The sequence below is a fragment of the Dyella sp. EPa41 genome (assembly GCF_016586165.1).
Lineage (GTDB): Bacteria > Pseudomonadota > Gammaproteobacteria > Xanthomonadales > Rhodanobacteraceae > Dyella.
This window is the reverse complement of sequence record NZ_BCPR01000150.1, coordinates 1-2,136: the sequence shown is the minus strand read 5'-3', so window position 1 is coordinate 2,136 and position 2,136 is coordinate 1. Positions and strand designations below refer to the sequence as shown.

General features: G+C 66.3%; 4 protein-coding genes. 1 reads left to right on the top strand and 3 read right to left on the bottom strand.

Annotated elements, in window-relative coordinates; all coding sequences use genetic code 11:
* Together JMF82_RS21820 and JMF82_RS21815 are read right to left on the bottom strand one after the other, a co-directional pair.
* Positions 1 to 502 (bottom strand): SulP family inorganic anion transporter (locus tag JMF82_RS21820; RefSeq protein ID WP_255560174.1); only part of this gene is annotated, 502 nt, incomplete at its 3' end.
* A gap of 29 nt (positions 503 to 531) precedes the next feature.
* The gene (locus JMF82_RS21815) at positions 532 to 915 is read right to left on the bottom strand and encodes a VOC family protein (RefSeq protein ID WP_201316622.1); all 384 of its coding nucleotides are present in this window, start codon (positions 913 to 915) and stop codon (positions 532 to 534) included.
* A 169-nt stretch (positions 916 to 1,084) separates the two neighbouring features.
* Here JMF82_RS21815 and JMF82_RS21810 point away from each other — a divergent pair, with 169 nt between their 5' ends.
* Positions 1,085 to 1,489: a globin gene (locus JMF82_RS21810; RefSeq protein ID WP_201316621.1), complete on the top strand. Its 405-nt coding sequence runs from the start codon at positions 1,085 to 1,087 to the stop codon at positions 1,487 to 1,489.
* A gap of 61 nt (positions 1,490 to 1,550) precedes the next feature.
* On the opposite strand, the gene JMF82_RS21805 is transcribed toward JMF82_RS21810, so the two are convergent.
* Positions 1,551 to 2,136: 2-oxo acid dehydrogenase subunit E2 (locus JMF82_RS21805; protein ID WP_201316620.1), on the bottom strand; the 586-nt coding region annotated here is incomplete at its 5' end.

The window sequence follows — 2,136 nt, the reverse complement described above, 5'->3', positions numbered from 1 at the left end:
CGGCAAGCGAAAGGCCCAGCATCTTTCCCGACTGGCTGACCAGGATGGTGATGGCCACGCCGTTGAGCAGCCCGATCAGGATCGGGCGGGAGAGGAAATCGGCGAGGAAGCCAAAACGGAAACGGCTGGCCACGACGCACAGCAGCCCGGTGATGAGCGTGAGCGACATCGCATAGGCCTGGTACGCATCACTGCCGGGTGCCGCCAGCGGCATCAGTGTGGCGCCGAGCATGGCGCAGGTGGCGGCGTCGGGACCCACGATGAGCTGCCGCGACGAACCGAACAGCGCGTACACGATCATCGGCAACACGGTGCTGTAGAGGCCGATGATCGGGCTGAAGCCGGCAAGCTGCGCGTAGGCGATGCTGACGGGCAGGGCGACCGCGGCAACCGACAGGCCGGCTTGCAGATCGGCGCGCAACCACTCGCGCCGGTAAGCCAGCAGTTCCGACAGGCCCGGCATCAGGCGCGGCAGCAGGCCGCGCGACGGAGCATCAGCCATGCAAGCGCGACCGGCACGGGCTCATCGACTCACTCCCAGCGATTCAGGTGCGGACCAAACGTTTCCCGTTGCGGGCGTACCACGCAAAAGCGGTGGCCGCTGGGCGCCTGCATGACCCACCAGCGATCGCGCACGAAGGCCACGCGCATCGCTCCCAGGCCTTCCAGCCGTGCCACTTCAGCATCGAGGTTGTCGGTTTCGATGTCCAGGTGCACGCGGCTTTCGTGGTCCACGCGTTGCAGGAGAATGATCGGCTCATCCGCGTCGGTGACCAGCTCCGCGTAGCGGCCGTCGCCATCCTGGTCGACCGTGGCGATGGGCTTGTTGAGGGCGCGGCTCCAGAAGGTGGCGGCGTCCTCCAGGTCGTCGGCTTGGCAGTCGATGACGACGGTGCATAGGCGACTGTGATGCATGGTGCGCTCCCTGTCATGCGGCAAAGGCGTTCGTATAGCTGCGCACCGGTCGAGAAGCCGTCAACACGGCAGGACGCTACCGTTGCGACCATGCGCCTCACGGTGCTCGCGAGAACGCGTGCTAGCTTGCGCGGCGTGGGCAACGCCGATGTCGGCACAGGAGGCTGACATGACCGATACGTTCGACGATCTGCAGACCAGCTATGGACGCTGCCTGCGCCAGGGCGGCTTCATCGCCCGCTTCTACGAGATCTTCATGGCCAGCCATCCGGATATCCCTGGCATGTTCCGCCATACCGATTTCAGCGCGCAGTACTCGGCCCTGCGCCGCGGCATCAGCGCCGCGATCGCTTTCGCCGGTGGCAGCACGCTGACGCGGCGAACCATGACCGAGATGGCCAAGGTGCACAGCCGCAAGGGCAGGGCACCGGTGTCGCCCACGCTGTATCCGTATTGGTCCGACAGCCTGCTGCGCGCCATCGCGGAGTTCGATCCGGAATACGACTTCGCGTTGGAACAGCGCTGGCGCAAGGCGCTGGAGCACACCACCGCGTACTTCATCGAGCACTACTGAACGACGGTGACGCAAAAAAAAGCCCCGGGCATGCCGGGGCTTTTTCATGGGGCATCGAACCTCAGTTCGGCAGCGACAGATCGTCGAGCAGCGCCTTGAGGAAGCGCGCGGCTTCGCCGCCGGTGGCGGCGCGATGGTCGAACGTCAGCGAGATCGGCATGCGGCGATGCACTTCGATGCCGCCCATCACCGCCACCACGTCGTAGCTCAGCTTGCCCGCGCCGATGATGGCGACGCACGGCGGTACGACGACCGGCGTGGCGTAGCGGCCGGCGAACATGCCGAAGTTGGACAGGCTGATGGTGTAGCCCGAGAGCTCCGACGCCGGGATGGAACGATCTTCCACCGAAGTACGCAGGCGCTTGATCGCGGCGCGGATGCCGGCGCCATCGAGCACGTCGGCGTTGCGCAGCGCGGGCACGAACAGGCCTTCTTCCGTATCGACGGCGATGCCGATGTCCACGTGCGGGTGCAGCGTGCGGGTGAGGTTCTTGCCGTCGAACCACGCGTTGAGCGCCGGCACGGTCTTGCACGCGGCGACGATGGCGCGGATCAGGCGGGCGGTGATGTCCTGCTTGCCGATCCAGGCGTGCAGGTCGGCGTCGTCGACCAGCGTGGTCGGCACCACGTTGGCGTGGGCTTCGGCC

Bases quoted from the DNA above. Each gene is read 5' to 3' on its own strand.
- JMF82_RS21815 (WP_201316622.1), bottom strand. From the start codon at position 915: ATGCATCACAGTCGCCTATGCACCGTCGTCATCGACTGCCAAGCCGAC.
- JMF82_RS21810 (WP_201316621.1), top strand. From the start codon at position 1,085: ATGACCGATACGTTCGACGATCTGCAGACCAGCTATGGACGCTGCCTG.